This window comes from Streptomyces mutabilis (genome assembly GCF_014649815.1).
Taxonomy (GTDB): Bacteria; Actinomycetota; Actinomycetes; order Streptomycetales; family Streptomycetaceae; genus Streptomyces; species Streptomyces mutabilis.
The window spans coordinates 1-723 of the sequence record NZ_BMTT01000144.1; the positions used below are offsets into that span (position 1 = coordinate 1).

Here is a 723-nt window from a genome sequence, read left to right on the forward strand (position 1 = left end):
AAGAAATTTACAAATTTACAAAATGAACTTTGGATATACCCAGGTACTTTTTGTGGGATCTGTGCCCCGCATAAACTGCCTCCCAATCCTCAAGAGCATATAGTAGGAAACGAATAAAGGTGTTTCATTGTTATCAAACAACTACCTTATACACTCGAAATCATCCTAAATTTCCACTCTTGCAATTAGTAACAGTAAAGCTGCATAGGGTCTTCTCGTCTATCTAGAGGTAAACAGTATCTGCACTGCTATTCCAATTTCACTGAGACAATCATCGAGACAGCTGTTGTATCGTTAAGTCATTCATGCAGGACCGCATTTAACGGCCAAGGTATTTCGCTACCTTAGGACCCTCATAGGTAAGGCCGCCATTAATCGGGGTGTCCTTCAAAACCTTAGTTAAAAACCAAGGTAAATCCGTTACCCAGCCGACATTGGGCAGACATCACACTCAATACTTTGATATTTTATCTTTGCAGAGTGCTGTGTTTTTATTAAACAGTCGTACAACATTATTCCATGCTTCCTCTTCTTATTAGTTTAATAAAATCATTCTGGATGTTAAACTAATAAAAATGGCTCTCCTTATCCCGAAGTTACGGTAGTCAATTTGCCGAGTTCCTTAATGATTGTTCACTCAAACGCCTTTGTATTCTCTACTTGCTTACTTGTGATAGTATCTAGGTACGGTATATATAAACCTTACTTATACAATAGTATAAA

At 37.6% G+C, this 723-nt stretch carries 1 rRNA gene; it reads right to left on the minus strand.

The features are described 5' to 3' along the window. Window positions 1-723: ribosomal RNA gene (locus tag IE142_RS39780) — 23S ribosomal RNA — on the minus strand; the annotation flags it as partial.